This window comes from Microbacterium sp. DMC48 (genome assembly GCF_056313825.1).
Genome location: NZ_JBQUZN010000003.1, coordinates 758,240 through 776,192, shown reverse-complemented (window position 1 = coordinate 776,192; position 17,953 = coordinate 758,240). Strand labels below are relative to the sequence as shown.

Genomic DNA, 17,953 nt, shown 5'->3' with positions numbered 1-17,953 from the left:
CCCGTCGGAACTACTTCGCGGGTCCGGCCCAGAAGCCGTCGTAGGAGTACTGCACGGGAACGGCGGTGGCGCTGGCGGACAGGTAGCTGTTGATGCCGACGACGCCGGGCACTTGGAGGGCCGGAGTGGCGTCGGACGATGTCAGGGTCCACGATGCGGGCTCCGCCGTCGCGGTGCGCCACACCTTGGCCTTGAGGCTCGTCGCGTTGGCCCCGCTCACCTGGAAGCGGATGCTGAGTGCATCGCCGGCGGTCACCGTCGTGTTCGGGATGGTCAGGCTCGTCAGCACGGTCTCGGTGCCCGCCACCGTGCGGGTGAGCCACACGGCCACGGCTCCCGTCGAGGCCACACGCACCTTCGCGCGATAGTCGTTCGCGGCATCGACCTGTCGACCGATCGCGGAGAAGTAGTACCCGCCCCCGGTCGACGGCTGGCTGAACGTCACGGTGAACCGCTCCTCGGCGTCGGTCGACGCGGTCGCCGCGGGCAGCGACGCCGTGTACGAGTTGCCCGCCGACAGCGTGACCTTCCCTGTTCCGCCGGAGACGGAGAACTTGCCGACCGCCGTCGCCGTGTTCGGCGTGATCGCCCAGGCTCCGCCCACATCGGAAGCGCCCCAACCGCTGGCGACGGTGCGCTCGAAGTCGTCGCGCGCCCACACCCGCGGGGCCGTGACCGTCACGGGAGCGGTCTGTGCGGATGTCGCACCGTGATCGTCGGCCACGGTCAGCGAGATCGTGTAGGACCCGGCCGCCGCGTAGTCATGCACGGCGGTGGCGCCTGTCGCGCTCGTCCCGTCTCCGAAATCCCAGGTATACGAGGCGATGCTGCCGTCCGGGTCCGTCGAGCCGGTGGCATCGACGGCAACACGAAGGTCGGTCACCCCTGTGACGAACGCGGCTACCGGCGGCTGATCGGCCACCACCGTGATCGCGTGGGACGCGGTGGTGGTGGCCCCCTTGTCGTCTGTCGTCACCAGCGAGACGGTGTAGGTGCCGGCCGATGTGTAGACGTGCGAGGCCGTCGCTCCCGCGCCCGTGGATCCGTCGCCGAAGTCCCACGCGAACGAAGCGATGGAGCCATCGGGGTCGGTGGAGGCGCTGGCGTCCACGCTCACGGAGAGGAAGTCCGTCGTCTCCGTGAAGGCCGCTGTCGGCGGTTGGTTCGGAACGGCGCTCGCCGTCACCACGCGCGTCACCGTGCCCGTCATCCCGTCGTTGTCGGTCACCGTGAGCCGCACCGTGTAGTCGCCCGGAGCGGCGTAGGTGTGCGCGGCGTTCGTCCCGGAGGCTGAGGTTCCGTCGCCGAAGTCCCACGCAAAGGCGGCGATGGAGCCGTCGCTGTCGTGCGATGCGCTGCCGTCCACGCTGAGGGCGAGATGGTCGATGGTGGGGGAGAAGGCCGCGGTGGGCGCTTGGTTCGGCGCCACGGTCACGGTCTTCGACAGTGCGCCGGTGAGAAGCGTCGCGTCCGTGGCGGTGAGCGTGATCGTGTACGTGCCGGCGGCGGCGTAGGTGTGCGTCGCCGTCGGTCCTGACGCGCTCGTGCCGTCGCCGAAGTTCCATGCGTAGGTGGCGAGGTTGCCGTCGGCATCCGTCGTTGCGGAGCCGTCGACGGTCGTCGTGAGATAGGTCGAAGCGACCGTGAACGACGGCACCGGTGCGCGTTCGCTCGGTACGCGGCCCGCCGCGGCGAAGTGCGCGCGCACACGACTCTCGCTGAGGACGCTCGGATACACGGCGACCTCATCGAGGGTGCCGGCGATGTAGTTGCTCGACGTGTTGCCCCAGGTCTTGTCGCCACCGATGCGCCAGAAGCCGCGGTAGACCTGTGCGGTGGTCACCGGCGAACTCGCCACGAGCTGCGTGTCGATCCACAGTTTCATCCCGTCGGCTCCCTGCGAGGCGACGATGTGGTGCCACTGGCCGTCGTTGTAGGCGTTCGTGCTCGTGATGGTGTTCTGCGTGCCGTTGTACGTGCCGAAGTTCACGCGTCCATTGCTCTGCATCACGACGTGCCGGTCGTAGCTGCTGCTCAGCCCGGAGGACGTGTTGCCGAACCCGATGAGCTTGCCACCCTTCGTGCTCGTGGTCTTGACCCACAGTTCGGCGCTGAACGCCTGCGGAGCGTCCCACGCTTCCTGAGCGACTCCGAGCGCTGTGCTCCCGTTGAAGGTGGTGGCGCTACTGCCGGGGGTGATCCCGCCGACGGCGCGTGTGACGGTACCGGACAGTGCTCCGACCGGACCGCCGCCGGCGGCGTCGGTGAGTGCGGTGCCCGTGGCTTCGTCGAGACGCCAGTACAGATCGGGTCGATCGGCCGACACCGTTGTGCCGTACGCGTCCGACCCGGCGGTGCCCCATGCGCCCGTGCGACCGCTCACGGTGTAATGCGACTGCACATCCGTCTGCGAGAGCGCCTTCGGGTAGACCGCGACGTCGTCGATGCTGCCGGCGAGCCCGGCGTCGGTGGGACGATTCGTGAAGCCCGACGTCTGGTCGGCCCCGATGCGCCAGTAGCCCGTGTAGGACTTCGGCGTGGTCGCCGCCTGGGAGCGCCCGACGCGTATGCCGTCGACGAAGAGCTGCATCCCCGTGCCGTCGACCGTGCCGACGAGGTGGTGCCATTGACCGTCGTTCACACTGCCGCGGCTGTACACCGTGCGATAGGCCCCGTCGTTGATCGCGAAGTTCACGCGCCCCGTGGTGTCGAGATACAGCACACGGTCGGTGCCGCCGGAGGACGAGGTTCCGGTGGCGGAGTCCCCGAAGCCGACGATGCGGCCTCCCCGTGTGCTCGTCGTGTTCACCCATGCCTCGACCGATACCGCCGTGTCGCTCGGCAGGGGATCCACCGTGGTCATCCGTGGCGTGCTCCCGCCGGCGGAGGTGATCGCGGCATCCGTGTCGCCCTGCACGGCGCCGGGCGCTCCGAGCGCGAGTCCGGTCGGGATGCCGGGGGCATCGCCCACGTCGTCGAACAGTCGCGTGGTCCCGCTCGGCTCTCCGAGTCGCCAGTAGTGCGAGGCCCCGCCGGCGCGGACGGCGGCGCGGTACGCGGAGGTGGCCGCGTCGGAGGCGGTGATCCAGGGTGACCACGCGCTCCACTGGATGTTGCCGTCGGCATCCTTTGCTCTCACCTGGTAGCGCACTTGGCTGCCGGGAGTCTGTCCGCTGTCGACGATGCTGAGACTCGGCAGCGACCAGAAGCGACCGTCGGTGCGGCTGAACGTGGCGATCTTGGTCGCGGGGCTGCGGAAGACGTCATAGGTGACGGCCGCCCCGTCGCGGTCCCACGCGCTGCTGAACGGCACACGCACCAGCCCGCGCTCGTTCGAGTACGGTGTGGGTGTCATCGCGGCGGTGTAGATCGGACCGCTCAGATGCGGTGACACGGTGCGCTTGCCGAACCGGGCCAGACCTTGCTGGGCGATGCCGTTCACCTTGGGGAACTCGCCGCCGAGGACGACGTAGTTGCTGTTGCCCGTGACGCTCCACGCGGCCTGGCGGGCGGACGTGTACGAGCCGAAGTCGAGGTCGGGGTACCAGTTCAGCAGGCCCGCGTACGGCAGGCCGGTGAAGTCCCACCCGTAGGCGTCCTTGCGCGTGATCGTGCCCACGGGGGTCGTCGGCTCCGCCGTCGCCTTCATCCACCGCGAGCGCGGGTTCGTGTCGGGGAACCCGCCGACGACGCTGCAGTCGTGGTGGTGGCTCGCCACGTACAGCACGCCGTTCTGCGGGAAGGTCGAGTACGTGTCGCCGAGGCAGTCGTTGACCCAGTTCAGGGCGCCGGTGTACGGATCGGCGGCGAACGTGCCCTCGAACGAGGCGCCCGCGCCGAACGCGTAGCCCGAGCCGTAGACCTGCGTGCCGTCGGTACTCAGGCTGGAGATGGCGCCGTTGAGGCCGGCGCTGCGGATGCGGTCGACGGCGGCCCACGGCATGCTTGCACCGGTCGCGGCATCCAGAGCTCCCATTCCGTACGCGGTCGCGCCGTTGAGCACGGTGAAGGATCCGGCCACGATCAGCCGCGACGCGTCGGGACTGGTGACCATGTCCCACACGAACCCGTCGCCCGACGCGGTGGGCGCCCACGACGTCAGCGCGCCGGTCGTCGCGCTCCACGCCGCCAGTTCGGTGCGCGGCTGGCCGTTGCTGGAGCGGAAGTTCCCGCCCGCGTATACGGTGTCGCCGATGAACGAGAAGGCGCGCACCTGTCCATCGGTGCGCGGTGCCCACGGCGTCAGCGCACCCGTCGCGACGTCGAAGGCGGCCACATGTGCACGCGCCTGGCCGTCGACGGTGGTGAAGTCGCCGCCGAAGTAGACGGTCTTCCCGTCGGGAGCGGCGCGGACGACGAGTCCCTGGGCGTCGAAGGCGTGCGCGAACCCCGCGACGGGGTTGCCGGTGGTGATGTCGAAGGCGAACACGTTGTTCGCGTCGATCTCACCGGCTCCGCCCGCCGCGACCCCCGGCGGCCGCGCTTTCGTGAAGCTGCCGGTCACGTAGACGGTGGTGCCGACGACGGCCTGGCTCCAGACGACGCCGTTGATCTGCCAGGTCGGCAGGAGATCCACGGTCACCGTCTCCGGCGCCACCGGAGCGGGATCTGCCGCCGCGGCGGGTGCGGCGGCGACGAGACCGCCGGCGATGATCGTCACCGCTGCCAGGGCGGGCGCGAGCAGGCGGGTGAGGCGCGACGAGTGCGCGGCGGGTCGGGTCATGATGCTCCTCGGGCGGAGTGGGCAACGGATGCCGGGCGGAACACGGCGGGTCAGGTCAGCGCTCCGCGGAACACCGCGGACGTATGGAGCGCGTCGAAGTCGACGACGATCGTGAGCGGGGCGGAGTGGTCGGTCGGCGCGGCGACCGCGTAGACCGCGGTCGTCATCTGCCGCGGGTCGACGGTGCCGCTGAAGTCACGCGCCCCGGACTCCGGGGTGTAGACCGGGGTGAGTCGGTTGCCCTCGGCATCCAGCACCGTCACGACCGACGTCGAGACGTCGATCGGCGCGGTCGACCCGTTGGTGAGTTCGACGGTGAGTCGGGCGAACTCGCGTCCGGTCGCGGCGCCGGGGCCCTGGGACGTCTCGGTGGCGTACGAGACATCCGTGATCTGCAGCGTGACACCGTCCGCGTACACCACCGGTGCATCGGGAGCTGATGCCGCCGCGCTCACGGTGGCGGTGCCGCCGCCTCGTCCGACTTTCGCGACGGGAGCGTCGGCAGCGGGTGACGCTGTGGGGGCTTCGCTGACAGCCTCTCCCGTGGCCGGTGGTGCGCTGGAGGCCGGAGCCGCCGGTGTCGCTGCCGGGGCGGATGCCCCCTCCGGAAGCGGGGCGGAGCAGGCCGTGGTGGTCAGAACGAGGGTCAGGCTGAGCGCTGCCGCTGCCGCTGCCGCTGCCGCACCGATCGTGGCGGCTCGGGGGCGGGGATGTGCGGACGTCGCGACCGTGCGCCTCATCGCCCTCTCCCCTCGAGCACGAGGGGTTCCGACTCGCTCATCGTCGACGCCGCCGTCCGACCGGGCGTTCGCGCGCCGAGATCTCCGATGCGCTCGGCGAGTGCGTCGGACAGAGCGCGATGGTAGGCGTCCGGCGAGTGGCGCCGTCGCACCGTCTCGGCGTCTCGCCACGCCCGGTCGCGCATTGCGGCCCAGTCGTCTCGCACTCCGGTGAGACCTCTCGCGAGGCCATCGGCGCTGTCGGTCGGAACGAGGACGGCCGCTTCGAGCCCCCCGGAGGCCTCGCGCAGCCCCGAATGATCGGCGGCGACCACCGGGCGTGCGCACATCAGGGCCTCGATCAGGACGTTGCCGAACGATTCGTCCCCGCGGGAGGGAACGACCGCCACGTCGGCAGCGGACACGATGTCCCACACCATCCGTTGGAAGCCGACGATGCGAACACGGTCCTCGAGTGCAAGGCGCGAGATCTGTTCTCGGAGCTGTCGCTCGTACCACTCGTAACCGCGGAAGACGTCGCCCACGATGTCGAGTTCCGCGTCGATCCCCGCGGACCGGAGGCGATCGATCGCATCGATGGCGAGATCCACTCCCTTTCTCGGCGACAGACGTCCGACGTACACGACCCGCAGGGGTCCATCGAGGTGGATACGGGCCGGCGACGGTCGGTCGGGGCCGGCGATACCGTTCAGGACGACCCGGGCGCGATCGCGCCGCTCGAGCCATGCAGACCCCGACACGCGACGACTGGTCTGGGAGTTGAAGACGACGCCGCTCGCCCACCGCAAGGGTCGGGTCAGAAGTGCGCGCGCGGGCGCCGACAGCGTGGATTCGGCTTCGTGCACGTGCACGACGCTGGCGGCTCCCGCCCGCCGTGCGGCGCGCAGCCAGAACGGGATGGTCACCGTGTTCACCATCACCACGTCGGCTTCGAGTTCGGCGACCAAGCGACGCATGCGCGGCGTCTGCGTGGCGATCTCGCGGATGAGTCGCACGAGTCCCCCGGGCCGCAGGGCGCTCTTGCGGATCACCGGCGCGTCCAGGAACACGACGTCGGCGCCGGCGGCTCGCAGCAGCGGAATGAGGGGTCCGTCATCCGAACTGGTCACGACCACATGCCACCCCAGTTCGACGAGGCCGCGAACGCCTTCGAGCATCATCCGGTCCGATCCGTAGAGGTCGGCGGAGGGGTTCGCGATCAGGACGGTGCGACCGTGGGCGGTGGAGGCCATGTCAGTGCTCGGGCCAGTACTCGTCGACGAGACTCACCGTCGAAGCGATGTTGGCTCGGCTCGACGCGCCGAACACGATCGATTCGAGGTTCGGCAGCGCGGTGACCCATTCGATCGCTTCGCGCGGCGAGATCGCGCCGCTGGCGAACACCGACATCGCGACAGCGCGGAACGGTCGCTTCTGCATCGCGTCGAGGTAGCTGTCCACGCCGCCGGACATGCGGAAGCCCAGCTTGTTGATGTTGGAGCACACGATCGGGTTCTCCACGCCGGCGCGGTCGAGATCGTCGAGCAGTCGCGGCAGGTTCATGGTGATGAAGCCCGGCTCGGCGTTGTAGCGCTTTCGGACATGGTCCGCGAAGATGCGGAAGGCATCGGTGAAGCCCAGGCCCGACAGCAGATCGACGATCACGTTCTGCAGCCAGATCACGGGCGTCGACAGGCCCGAGAACATCTTGAGCTCGGCATCGATCAGCAGCGTGGCGACGCCCTCGATGTCCTTGCGCGCGAACGACGACGCGCCCCGCGCGATGGAATCGAGCAGACCCTCTTCCGGGAGAAAGCGGCGCACCGCGCCGAGGAACCCGTCGTCGGTGACCGCATTGGCGTACTTGTGTGCGTACGGCATGCAGGGGAAGAACGTCATCTGGTCGTACCGGTCAGGATCTGCGCGCACCCGGTCGGCGATCTCACCGATGCGGTCGTGCGTCGTGCACATGAACGTGTGGACGCCCTCGTCGTAGGCGGCGTCCAGCACCGACATGATCGCGTCGGTGTCCTGGAAGCGCATCTGCTGGGCACGCGCCTTCTCCTCGGACATGTGGTTGACGCCGAAGAACTGGTTGTCGCCGAACAGCAGGCGGTCCATCGTCCGGGTGGACGGGGTGGTGAGAGTCATCGTGCTCCTCCTCGCAGGGCGCGCAGTGCCGTGCCGAATCGGCTCGCGCGGCGCGGCGCGAGCGGGGTGATGGTCGCGGTGTGGCCGGATGCCGCGAGTCGCGCGTCGACGCGGGTGGCGTCTTCGCTGATCATCGCGATGACGCGGTCGGTCACCGCGGCGGAACCGAAGTCGTTCTGGCCGTGGACGGCACGAGAGCGCACACGCCAGACGAAGGCGTCGAGTTGCGCACTGTACTCCTCGCCGCGCAGGTAGAACCACGGCGCTTCGGTGAGGTCGGTGGTGTAGCGGACGTTCCAGCCCGCGCGATAGCCCTCCGGGATCTCCGCGGTGTCGCGCAGGTACACCTGGATCTCCTGCCGGTCCGCGTGGATGCGCCCGTGCTCACCCCACAGGGTGATCTTGGTCGTCATCTTGCGCTGCGACTCGTCCGACCAGTTCGCGATGATCTGCGCGGTGCCCTGCGGGTAGTACAGCGTCGCCGCGACGGCATCGTCGATCTGCGCCGAGAAGATGCTCGTCAGCTGGCTGCCGCTGACCGACTCCGGCTCGCCCAGGTACCAGGTGAGCAGGTTGAGCGGGTGCGCTGCATAGTCGTAGAGGCAGCCCCCTCCGGTGGCACGCTGGCTGCGCCAGGTGCGTCCGGCCGGCTTCAGCACCACCGGCCCGTACGCTTCGGCGAGCGCGGTCTCGACCGTGCCGATCGCGCCGAGTTCGAGCAGCCGCTGCACTTCGCGGAACGCGCCGACGAAGCGGTTGTGGTAGCCGACCTGCGTGACGATGCCCTTCTCCTCGGCGAGGGCGGCGAGCTCGACGCTCTCGGCGGGATCGATGACCAACGGCTTCTCGCAGAACACGTGGATGCCGCGGCGGAACGCCTCCCGGATCATTCCCGCATGCAGGTGGGTGGGCGTCGCCACGATGATCGCTTCGGGCCGGGCCTCGTCGAGCATCTTGCCGAGGTCTTTGTAGGTCGCTACTCCGGTGTACTTCGACAGGATGTCGAGAAGATAGCCGGTCGCGTCGCACACGCCGACGAGATTGACCTCCGGGTGCGCCTTGATCATGGACAGGTGAGAGAGCCCCATTTTGCCGAGGCCTACGACGGCGACATCGATCACACCAGCACCTCCGTTCGTTGTGAAACATGGCCGTGGCGCGCGAGCGCCGTGAGCAGTGCGTGCTCGTACTGGGAGCCGATGTGCTCCCAGGTGAACTCTTCGCGGTACCGGGTTCGACTGGCTTCGCCCATCCGATGCAGCCGCCCGGCGTTCGGCAGGAGCTCGTCGAGCAGGACTGCGAGATCGTCGGCGTCGCGGAAGTACGCGTTGTCGGGTCCGGCGACCCAGCTGTTGTAGCGGTTGTCGTGGGCGATGACCGCGTTGCCCGCGCCCATCGCCTCCACCAGTGACGGGTTCGTCCCGCCGACGGTGTGTCCGTGCACGTACACGGCCGCGTGCAGGCGCAACGCGGCGAGCCGATCCGCGTCGAAGATCGCACCGGGGAAGCGCACCTCGTCCGAGGCGGCGGAGCGGACGGCGAGGTGGTACGGGTCGGTGTCGGTGTACGGCCCGACCACGACGAGCGGCATCCCGCGGTGGCGTGCCGACCAGGCGGTCACGATCTCGAGCACGGAGTTCTCCGGAATCGGCCGGCAGACGACGATGCCGTACGCGTCGGGGGCGAGAGCGAGGTTGGAGACCGGTGCGACGGGTGCGCTGATGACCTCCGGTGCGCCGTAGGTGATGGTCTGCACGCGCCGTGTGCCGAAGTGACGCCGCAGATACGCGGAGATGACGGGGTGATCGCCGATGAGCACGTCACCGACGAGACCGGCGAGACGCTCGTTGCCCAGGAGGATGGCCTGTTTGGCGAGCCCCCAGCGCCGGCGGGTCCACTCCATCCCGTCCATGTTGATCACGTTCGGGATGCCGCGAAGGCGCGGCATGACGTCGAGGACGCCGGTGTTGTATCCGAAGGTCAACCACACATCACCCTCGCGGTGGTGTGCGGTGGCGTGGCGGATCGAGACGAGGTCGAAGTGGGACGTGCCCTTCCAGCCTTCGCGCGGTTCCGGAACGAGCACCCGTTCGATCCCGTTCCAGCGATCCGAGGTGATGTCGCCGTCGCCGTCGAGCTGGCAGTACACCACGACGTTCCAGCCCCGATCGCGCAGGTACATCGCGACATGCTGTGCGGCAGTCTCGAACCCGCCATAGGCGGCGGGGACGCCGTGCGTGCCAAGAATGCGGACCGTGCGTGTCATCAGTACGCTCCGTCCGGTCGCAGCATGACGCGCACCGTGCGCCACATGAGGACGATGTCCGTCATCACCGTCCAGTTCTCCACGTACCGCAGGTCCAGCCGCACGCTCTCCTCCCAGCTGAGGTCGCTGCGTCCTCCGACCTGCCAGGGGCCGGTGATGCCCGGCTTGATGTACAGGCGACGGAAGACGTCGTCGTCGTAGGTGGCGACTTCGCTCGGAAGGGGAGGGCGCGGGCCAACGACACTCATGTCGCCGACCAGCACGTTCCAGAACTGGGGAACCTCGTCGAGCGAGTACTTCCGCAGGATCCGGCCCACGCGGGTGACCCGAGGGTCGTCGTGCATCTTGAACAGCGGGCCCGCGCCCTCATTGGCCGCGAGCAGCGCGGCGCGCCGCTCCTCGGCATCCACGGCCATCGAGCGGAGTTTGATCATCCGGAACTCGTGGCCGTCACGCCCGACCCGTGCTTGGGGAAAGAACAGCGGACCGGGCGAGTCGAGCTTGATCGCGATGGCGATGACCGCCGCGATCGGCGCGAAGAAGAGGAGTGCGATCGAAGCGACCGCGATGTCGAGTGCGCGCTTGGCGAGGTAGGCGCGGCCGGTGAACGAGGCGATCTCGACGTGGATGAGTGGCAGCCCCTCGACGGGCCGCAGCGACATGCGCGGCCCGGCGACATCGGAGACGCGGCTGGAGATCACCAGTTCTGCGGCCGTGTTCTCCAGCTGCCAGGCGAGGTGCTTGATCTCGTCGGCGCCTTCGTCTCCGCGGCTGGCGATGATGATCGTGTCGGCGTCGAGCGCTGCGGCGGCTTCGGCGACGCTGTGCGTGCGCATCGCCGGGTAGATGGCGTCGCCGACGCGCAGGCTGTCGAGGTCGTCCCCGCGCAGCGAGGCGCCGACCACCTGGTAGCCCAGGCCGGGGTCGGCGATCGAGCGGATCACGTACTCGACGTCTGCGCGCTCGCCGACCACGATCACGCGCGTCGTGTACGCGCCCGCGAGTCGACGGCGGATGAGCCAACGGCGCCAGAGCCAGCGCTCGAACAGCAGGACGCCGATGCCGAGCGGCAGCGCGACGAAGAGCTGCGCGCGGATGCCGTCGACGTCGATGGCCACATCGATCATCGCGAGAAGACCGAACGCGAACCCGGTCGAGTGGATCATGCGGGTGTACTCGGCGGCGCCCGAGCCGATGAGCTTGACGTCTCGCGTTGCGAAGGCGGAGAGCATCAGGAGCCAGATCACGGCCGTCGCGGCGGCGATCTGGAAGACGAGGCCAGGATCGGCGACGGCGAGCGGACCGCTCACCGCGCCGATCGAGACCACCGAGGCCACTGCACACGTGAAGGCGACCGCGGCGGCGTCGCTCGTGCGCAGGATCCAGCGGTAGCGGCGTTCCCACGACTGCCGGCGCTCAAGAGCGCGCGACGGTGGTGCGGCCGCGGACGCCCGAGACGCGATCGTCGGGAACGGGGAAACCAACCCGGTCGTCGCGATGCCCGTGGCGTCGTGAAGCGCGCTCATCGTGTGATCCCCAGCACGGACGAACGCAGCAATGCAGTCGGCATTTTGCCCCCCAGCAAACCGACGGACGAATCGAAATCCGTCCACCCCCAGTAAGACGACGCGAAGACCCCCGTCTCCTGCGGACCAACCCCCCGGCTGTCACGCGTGCGTCGTGAGCGACTCTACCCCGCGAATCGCGTCGAGCGCCACCGCGAGTATTCAGCCTGTGGACAGACGCCGTTCTTCCGGTGTTCTCCGGCCGCCGCGCGGGCATCCCGCAGAGGGAGTCTTAACGATGATTGTCTAAGCGACAATGATCGTCTACTGTGGGCTGCGACCCGTCGTCAGCTTCGAAGGAGAAGCAATGCCCGCACGTCCGCTTCGTGAGCGCCCCTGGTGGGTCGCCGTCGTCTCCGGCATGGCGTCGTACATCGACTCCGCCGCCATCACCGGCTTCAGCACCTCGCTCGTGATTCTCCAGAAAGACCTCACCCTCGCGCAGTGGGAAGTCGGAGTCGCCGCCGGCGCTCTGACGCTGTCGATCGCGATCGGAGCACTGATCGGCGGCCGTCTCGGTGATCGATTCGGGCGCCGCCCCGTGTTCACTGCGACGATGGTGTTGGTGATCGTCGCGGTCGCGTCTCTGATCGCGGCGCCGTCGTTCACGATCGTGACCGTCGGCGCCGTGCTCCTCGGGCTCGGCACGGGTGCCGACCTGCCCGTCTCCCTCGCGACGATCGCCGAGGCGGCGACTGACCGCAATCGGGGGCGGCTGTTGGGGCTGTCCAACCTCCTGTGGATCGTCGGCATCGTCGTCAACACCGTCCTTGCGAGCATCGTCGGCGACCTGGGGCGCCCGGGTGCGCAGGTTATCTTCGCGCACATCGGCATCGTGGCCGCTCTCGTGCTCGTGGGGCGTCTGACCATTCCCGAGTCGGTGGCGTGGAGGGTGGCGCGCGACGAGCGGCGCGCCGGAGTCGCCACGGTGCGCGCCGACCGGGCGCGTGTACGCGACCTGCTGCGCCCGCCGTACGCCGTGCCGTTCCTCGCGTTGATGGCCTTCTACGCCCTGACGAATCTCGTCGCGAACACGAGCGGCCAGTTCGGCACCTACATCGTCGTGACCTACGGCGGTGCGACGGTCGGTCAAGCCGCGCTCATCGCGCTGCCGATGGTGCCGGTCGCGGTGCTCGGCTACCTGTGGTTCATGAAGATCGCAGATGGCCCGCGGCGGTTCCTCTACTTTCAGATCGGGGCCGTGCTCATGATCGTCTCCAAGCTGGTGATCGTGGTGGCCGGTCTCTCTCTCGTCACCTACGCCGTCAGTGCTCTGCTGGCGGCAGTGGGCGGGGCGTTCGCGTTCGAGGGGATCATGAAGGTCTGGACGCAGGAATCGTTCCCCACCCTGCTGCGCTCGACGGCGCAAGGCGCGATCATTTCGGTCGGGCGCTTCGCCGCCGCCGGACTCGCCGTGGTCACCCCCCTCATCCTGGATGCCGGGGTGACAACGCTGTACGTGCTCCTCACGATCTTCAACGTGCTCGGGCTCGCGTGCGCGTGGGCGGTGTTCCGGCGGCGGGCGGTACCGCACGTCTTCGACGAGGAGGCCGCGCCCGATCCCGAGGCCGCTTCGACGGCGGGTGCGGCATGACCGACCGGTCGGCCGTGCGTGTGGTGCGTGTCGACATCGACGCCCCGGCGCCCGGTCTCCCGGTCCCATCGCCCTGTCCGCGGATGGGCTGGCGCGTCGAGGCCCGCGAGCCGGCGTGGCGGCAGGAGCACGCCGAGGTGCGCTGGGTCGTCGCCGGTCGGACGCGGTCCGCGCGAATTGCGGGGGAGGGGCGGTTCCGCATTGCCTGGCCGTTCGCCGCGCTGGAGCCGCGCGAGACGGGCGCGCTGTCGGTGCGGGTCGTGGGTGTCGACGGGAGCGTCAGCGCGTGGAGCGACCCGGTGCGTGTCGTCGCCGGATTCCTCGCCGACGACGAATGGCATGCGGAGTGGATCGGCCACCCCGCGACGCAGGCTCACGCCCAGCCGGCGCTGTTGCGGTGCGAGTTCGACCTTCCGGATCGCGGCAGCGATGCCCCCGCGGTGGTGCGTGCGTTGCTCTACGCGAGCGCGGTGGGCGGATATCGGGCCGCCGTCAACGGGCGCGACGTCGACGATCACGTGCTCGCGCCGGGGTGGACGCCTTACTCGTCGCGCACGGTGCACGACACCGTCGAGGTCACCCCGCTCGTCCGCGCCGGGCGCAACTGCCTGAGCCTGCGCGTGGCCGGGCTGTGGGCGACCGAGCACTTCGGCTTCCGTCAGAACGCCCGCCCCCGTTACGGAGACCAGCCGCGGGTCGCCGCGCAGTTGCTTCTCGAGTTCGCCGATGGATCTCGTCGGTGGGTGCGCACGGGTCCGTCGTGGACGGCATCCACCGGCGCCCTCCTTGCCAGCGGGCTCTACGCCGGCGAGACCTACGACGCCCGCGCGCAGCCCGTCGACGCGGCCGGCAGGGAATGGGACGAACCGGGCTTCGACGACGGCTCGTGGGCACCGGCGCGCGTGTATCCACGAGAGACGATTCCCGGTCCGCGGGTCTCGCCTCCCGTGCGGCGGATCGAGCAGCGGCATCCGGTCGCGCGGATCGCGACCGACGACGGCGCGACGATCCTCGACTTCGGTCAGAATCTGGTGGGCCGGCTGCGCCTGCGCGTCGTGGGCCCCCGGGGTACGCGGATCACGCTCCGTCACGCCGAAGTGCTCGAGCACGGTCGCCTCGGCACGCGTCCGCTTCGCCGCGCCGCGGCGACCGACCGCTACACGCTCGCGGGGACCGGCGCCGAGGTGTGGGAACCGGAGTTCACGTTCCACGGCTTCCGGTACGCGGAGGTCTCCGGCTGGCCGGGCGAGATTCCGGAAGGGGCCGTCACCGCGGTCGTCGTGCACAGCGATCTCGAACGCACCGGTTCGTTCCGCACATCGCATCCGCTGCTGCAGCGCCTGCACGACAACGTCGTGTGGAGTCTTCGCGGCAACGTCGTCTCGATCCCGACGGACTGCCCGCAGCGCGACGAGCGTCTGGGCTGGACCGGCGACATCCAGGTCTTCGCGCCGACGGCGGCCTTTCTGTACGACGTCCGAGGGTTCCTCGACTCGTGGCTGCGTGATCTCGCGCTCGAGCAGGCCGCCGACGGGACGGTGCCGTTCGTGGTGCCCGACGTCATCGGCATCGCCCGGCCGGCGGCAGCGTGGGGCGACGCCGCCGTGATCGTCCCCGACGTTCTCGAGCGTCTCCTCGGCGACGCCGACACCGTGCGCCGGCAGTACCCGAGCGCGAAGGCGTGGGTCGATCGCTGCCTGGAGCTGGCCGGACCGACACGCGTCTGGGAGGGGGGCTTCCAGTTCGGCGACTGGCTCGACCCCACCGCGCCGCCGGATCGGCCGGCGCAGGCGATGACCTCCACGGGGCTCGTGGCCACCGCTCAACTCGCGCGGTCGGCCCGCGTGCTCGCACGCGCGGCCGCGCTGTGCGGCGAGTCCGCGGATGCCGTGGCCTATGCGGCCGTGGCGGAGGAGGTGACCGCGGCGTTCGTCCGCGAGTTCGTGACCCCCGCCGGGCGGCTGATGTCGGATACCCCGACCGCGTACGCGCTCGCTCTCGTCTTCGAGCTGCTGCCGGAGGAGCTTCGAAAGGCCGCCGGTGATCGCCTCGCCGATCTCGTCCGCGAGAACGGCTACCGCATCGCCACCGGCTTCGTCGGCACTCCGCTCGTCCTCGATGCGCTCACCATGACCGGTCACGACGCTCAGGCTGCGCGGCTGCTGCTGCAGACGCGGTGCCCATCGTGGCTGTACCCCGTCACCATGGGCGCGACGACGATCTGGGAGCGCTGGGACTCGATGCTCCCGGACGGGTCGATCAACCCCGGCGACATGACGAGCTTCAACCATTACGCGCTCGGAGCGGTCGCCGACTGGATGCATCGCGTCCTCGCCGGGATGACGGCGCTCGAGCCCGGATACCGCCGCATCCGGATCGCGCCGCACCCGCTGGTCGGCATCGACGATGCGGCGGTGACGTACGCGTCGCCGTTCGGGCAGATCGAGGTCGGTTGGCGCCGTGACGGCGCGCGTGTCGTCGTGGAGGCGGTGCTGCCGACCGGCGTCGAGGCGTTGGTTCGTCTGCCGGGGGCGAGCGCGGACGTCGTGGTCGGTACCGGAACGTATCGCTGGGAGGTCGTCGTGGCGGAGCCTCCGGTTCCGGCTTCGGTGAGCCTGGACAGCGCGCTGGCGGAGATCATCGATGATGCGGACGCCCTGGCGGTGGTTGTCGACGCGCTCGATGCGCATCGACCGGGAGCGGCCGACGCCATGTTCGCGGCGACGCGGTGGACGCGGCAGCAGACGCTCGCCGAGGTGGTGTTCCAGTATGCGTCGCCCGCCGTGCAGGCCCAGATCGGCGGGCGTCTGGCCTCGCTGTCGGCGAGTCGGCAGAGCGCCGCCCCGCCGAGTGGCGATTAGCTCAGAGCGTCGACCACCGCGGCGCGGCGAAGGGGCGCGATGCGCGGGGCATCGTCCCAGATCTGCGTGAGTCGTCTCGCGTCGAAGGCCGGCCAACCGGGGTCGCCCGTGGCGATGAACGACACCCAGGCGGCGTGCATCGCGCGAGCGAGCTCGGCGGGTGCACCGGGACCCGCCATGCGGATCGCCTCCTCCTCGTCGAGCCGGTCGAACGTGAACCCCAGCTCCAGCGCGTGGGCGGCGCGGAGGTCCCGCACCGGGCTCTCCCAGGCGAACTCGTACACATAGGTCGGTGCCGAGCGCGCCGTCGCCGCCCGCACCAGCGGGGCGCGCAGCATGCGATCGGTCAGCAACTGTCCCAGTACCTCGCCGGGGGAAGCGTCCGGCAGGGCGCCCCGCACCGCGCGGGCGGCGCGTTCGGGCGTGCGAGTCGCGCGGCGCGCGAGCCAGGACTTCACCGGGCCGATGCTCGCGAGCGCATCCGGGGTCAGCCAGAGCCGATACTCGTCGGTGTTGGTTCCGATCAGCAGCGGGAGCTCGGCATCCGCAAGCACGTCGAGCGGTGAGGCCGGAAGGGTCTCCGCGTCGATCGTGGGCTGGAAGCCGGGGGCGCCGCGCACCGGTGAAGATCCAGCGGAGATCTCCGAGCGGGCCTGCACCAGCTCGGCGGTGGTGCGGGCGGTGAACCCGTCGCGAGTCGCGGGGATTCCGAGGTGGCGCGCGATCGCGTCGGAGGCACGGCGGGCTTGTACCTCGCGCTGCGCTTCGAGCGGTCCGGACTGAATGATCGCGCCGGCCACGAGGCTGCGGGAAGCCGGCCGGGCGATCAGTGCGGCCACGAGCGCGCCCCCGGCGGACTCGCCCATCAGCGTGATCCGAGCGGGATCACCCCCGAAGGCGGCGATCTCGGTGTGCACCCATTCCAGGGCCAGGGCCACGTCCAGGATGCCGATGTTGCGCGGCGCGCCCTCGAGCACGCTGAACCCTTCGGCGCCCAGTCGGTAGTTCGCCGACACGAAGACGATCCCGTCGCGGGCGAAGGCGGTGCCGTCGTAGACGGGTTGAGCCGAGGCGCCCCGCTCGAGCGCGCCGCCGTGCAGCCACAGGACGACGGGCCGGGGGTCGACAGCGCGGGTCGCGGGTGTCCAGACGTTGACGGTCAGGATGTTCTCGCCCGCGATCACGGGGCAGCTGAGCAGTTTGCCGATCTCGCCGGGGTAGGGCGACTGCGGCGCCGTGGCGCCGAAGCTGTCGGCGGGGCGCTCTGCCGCCCAGGGTCGGGCGGGGACGGGGGCCGCGAAGCGGTGCGCGCCCGCCGGAGGCTCGGCGTACGGGATGCCGAGGTAGCGGTCGATCCCGTTCTCCCGAAGCCCGCGGAGTGCGCCGGTCGACACGTCGATTCGCACGGTCTCCGTCATGGCATCTCCGCTCTCGACGTGGTCAGCACGTCGTCAATGATTGTCGCTTGGACAATGATATCGGATTCACGGCCCATCGCCGGGGCGCCACGGTGTCGCGGCATCCTCCCAGGTGCCGCCGGCGATGCGGTGTACGTCGCCATCGACCTGGCGGTCCAGGTCGCGCACGAGCCGCACCAGCAGCGCTTCGAAGCGCACGCGATCGTCCTCGCTCCAGTCCGCCAGAGCGCCGGCGAGGTCCATATCGCTGGCCGCCACGATGCGGCGAGCCACCTCACGTCCCTCGGACGTCATCCCGATCATGGTCTCGCGGCCATCGGCGGGGTTGGCCATGCGGCCCACGAGACCGGCCGCTTCGAGGCGCCGCACCACCTTGCTGAGGTTCGAGCGCCCCGTGTGGGCGGCGTCCGCGAGCTCGGTCGGCCTCGCCACACCGCGGTAGGCCAGTTGATTCATGACGAGGAACGCGAGCATGTCGCCGGAAAGAGGGAACTCACTGCGGTCAAGGAGGTCTTCGCGCCTCGTCGCCGACGAGGCCCACGTCACTACGGCCTGCATCGCCGCGCGGGCGTTCAGACCCCCATCGCCGACGACCGCGCGCATCGTCGCGGGCGTCGCATCGAGCTGGACGGGCGTGACGGCGGGGCGGGGCACGC

General features: G+C 69.9%; 11 protein-coding genes. 2 read left to right on the top strand and 9 right to left on the bottom strand.

Going from position 1 to position 17,953, the window contains the following annotated elements:
* Window positions 1–10: 10 nt before the first annotated feature.
* From ACT53O_RS03615 to ACT53O_RS03585, 7 genes are read right to left on the bottom strand one after another with little or no spacing between them, the layout of a single operon-like run.
* Window positions 11–4,723 (bottom strand): PKD domain-containing protein, encoded by a 4,713-nt coding sequence (locus ACT53O_RS03615; RefSeq protein WP_476151363.1) that lies wholly within the window; start codon window positions 4,721–4,723, stop codon window positions 11–13.
* A gap of 50 nt (window positions 4,724–4,773) precedes the next feature.
* The gene (locus tag ACT53O_RS03610) at window positions 4,774–5,463 is read right to left on the bottom strand and encodes a DUF4352 domain-containing protein (protein WP_476151362.1); all 690 of its coding nucleotides are present in this window, start codon (window positions 5,461–5,463) and stop codon (window positions 4,774–4,776) included.
* Window positions 5,460–6,695, bottom strand: a complete 1,236-nt coding sequence (locus tag ACT53O_RS03605; RefSeq protein ID WP_295777604.1) for a glycosyltransferase — start codon at window positions 6,693–6,695, stop codon at window positions 5,460–5,462. The genes ACT53O_RS03610 and ACT53O_RS03605 overlap by 4 nt, the downstream gene beginning before the upstream one ends.
* Window position 6,696: 1 nt before the next feature.
* Complete coding sequence (locus ACT53O_RS03600) at window positions 6,697–7,593, bottom strand: hypothetical protein (RefSeq protein WP_208657014.1); 897 nt, start codon at window positions 7,591–7,593, stop codon at window positions 6,697–6,699.
* Complete coding sequence (locus ACT53O_RS03595; RefSeq protein ID WP_476151361.1) at window positions 7,590–8,714, bottom strand: Gfo/Idh/MocA family protein; 1,125 nt, start codon at window positions 8,712–8,714, stop codon at window positions 7,590–7,592. The genes ACT53O_RS03600 and ACT53O_RS03595 overlap by 4 nt, the downstream gene beginning before the upstream one ends.
* Window positions 8,711–9,859 carry a DUF1972 domain-containing protein gene (locus tag ACT53O_RS03590; RefSeq protein WP_476151360.1) on the bottom strand — a complete coding sequence of 383 codons (1,149 nt, stop codon included), beginning with the start codon at window positions 9,857–9,859 and terminating at the stop codon, window positions 8,711–8,713. The genes ACT53O_RS03595 and ACT53O_RS03590 overlap by 4 nt, the downstream gene beginning before the upstream one ends.
* Window positions 9,859–11,385, bottom strand: a complete 1,527-nt coding sequence (locus tag ACT53O_RS03585; protein ID WP_476151359.1) for a sugar transferase — start codon at window positions 11,383–11,385, stop codon at window positions 9,859–9,861. The genes ACT53O_RS03590 and ACT53O_RS03585 overlap by 1 nt, the downstream gene beginning before the upstream one ends.
* A gap of 346 nt (window positions 11,386–11,731) precedes the next feature.
* Between ACT53O_RS03585 and ACT53O_RS03580 the strand changes: the two genes are divergently transcribed.
* On the top strand, window positions 11,732–13,018 hold the full coding sequence (locus tag ACT53O_RS03580; protein WP_294943217.1) for an MFS transporter: 1,287 nt from the start codon (window positions 11,732–11,734) through the stop codon (window positions 13,016–13,018).
* Entirely contained in the window at window positions 13,015–15,879 is a 2,865-nt protein-coding gene (locus tag ACT53O_RS03575; RefSeq protein WP_476151358.1) for a family 78 glycoside hydrolase catalytic domain, read from the top strand. Before ACT53O_RS03580 ends, ACT53O_RS03575 begins: the two co-directional genes overlap by 4 nt.
* Here the strand turns inward: ACT53O_RS03575 and ACT53O_RS03570 are convergent.
* On the bottom strand, window positions 15,876–17,297 hold the full coding sequence (locus ACT53O_RS03570; RefSeq protein ID WP_476151357.1) for a carboxylesterase/lipase family protein: 1,422 nt from the start codon (window positions 17,295–17,297) through the stop codon (window positions 15,876–15,878). The two genes, ACT53O_RS03575 and ACT53O_RS03570, sit on opposite strands and share 4 nt — an antisense overlap.
* Before the next feature lie 66 nt (window positions 17,298–17,363).
* A complete protein-coding gene (locus tag ACT53O_RS03565; protein WP_347418257.1) occupies window positions 17,364–17,951 on the bottom strand; it encodes a MarR family winged helix-turn-helix transcriptional regulator in 588 nt (195 codons plus the stop codon).
* Window positions 17,952–17,953: the final 2 nt, after the last annotated feature.

Bases quoted from the DNA above. Each gene is read 5' to 3' on its own strand.
- ACT53O_RS03615 (WP_476151363.1), bottom strand. From the start codon at position 4,723: ATGACCCGACCCGCCGCGCACTCGTCGCGCCTCACCCGCCTGCTCGCG.
- ACT53O_RS03610 (WP_476151362.1), bottom strand. From the start codon at position 5,463: ATGAGGCGCACGGTCGCGACGTCCGCACATCCCCGCCCCCGAGCCGCC.
- ACT53O_RS03605 (WP_295777604.1), bottom strand. From the start codon at position 6,695: ATGGCCTCCACCGCCCACGGTCGCACCGTCCTGATCGCGAACCCCTCC.
- ACT53O_RS03600 (WP_208657014.1), bottom strand. From the start codon at position 7,593: ATGACTCTCACCACCCCGTCCACCCGGACGATGGACCGCCTGCTGTTC.
- ACT53O_RS03590 (WP_476151360.1), bottom strand. From the start codon at position 9,859: ATGACACGCACGGTCCGCATTCTTGGCACGCACGGCGTCCCCGCCGCC.
- ACT53O_RS03585 (WP_476151359.1), bottom strand. From the start codon at position 11,385: ATGAGCGCGCTTCACGACGCCACGGGCATCGCGACGACCGGGTTGGTT.
- ACT53O_RS03580 (WP_294943217.1), top strand. From the start codon at position 11,732: ATGCCCGCACGTCCGCTTCGTGAGCGCCCCTGGTGGGTCGCCGTCGTC.
- ACT53O_RS03575 (WP_476151358.1), top strand. From the start codon at position 13,015: ATGACCGACCGGTCGGCCGTGCGTGTGGTGCGTGTCGACATCGACGCC.
- ACT53O_RS03570 (WP_476151357.1), bottom strand. From the start codon at position 17,297: ATGACGGAGACCGTGCGAATCGACGTGTCGACCGGCGCACTCCGCGGG.